The organism is Nocardioides sp. (assembly GCF_004803405.1).
GTDB classification, from domain to species: domain Bacteria; phylum Actinomycetota; class Actinomycetes; order Propionibacteriales; family Nocardioidaceae; genus Nocardioides; species Nocardioides vastitatis.
In genome coordinates, this window is record NZ_SSXI01000052.1 from 1 (window position 1) to 608 (window position 608).

Annotated in this window: 1 protein-coding gene; it reads left to right on the forward strand. The window is 77.3% G+C overall.

Translation table 11 applies throughout. The features are described 5' to 3' along the window. Nucleotides 1–608: molybdopterin-binding protein (locus E7Z54_RS03625; protein WP_240769500.1), on the forward strand; the 608-nt coding region annotated here is incomplete at both ends.

The window sequence follows — 608 nt, forward strand, 5'->3', positions numbered from 1 at the left end:
ATCCGGCGAGCCGGCGAGGACGTCGCCGCCGGGGAGGTCGCCCTCCGCGCCGGCGCCCGGCTCGGACCTGCGCAGCTCGGCCTGCTCGCCGCCGTCGGCCGCCCCACCGTGTCGCTCCGACCTCGGCCCCGCATCGCCGTCATCTCCACCGGCGCGGAGCTCGTCGACCCCGCGAAGGGGCACACTCTGCGCCCCGAGGGGGCACGGTCTGCGGTGGGCGCCGTCGCCGACAGCAACACCGCGACCCTGGCCGCCGCGGCTCATGCGGCCGGCGCGGAGGTCAGCAGCTACGGCCCGGTCACCGACGATGCCGTGGCCTTCCGCGACGTGCTGGCCGCGGCGGCGGAGTCCACCGACCTCGTCGTCACCACCGGGGGCATCTCGGCGGGCGACCACGATGTGGTGAAGGCGGCGCTCCACGACGTCGAGGGCTTCTGGTTCGGGCCGGTCGCGATCAGGCCGGGACGCCCCCAGGGGGTCGGCACCGTCACCACCGCCGACCGGCGCCGCGTCCCGGTGGTCACGCTGCCCGGCACCCCAGTGGCGGCGTACTCCTCGTTCCTGCTCTTCGTGCTGCCCGCCCTGCGTGCGCTCGCCGGCGGGCCGCC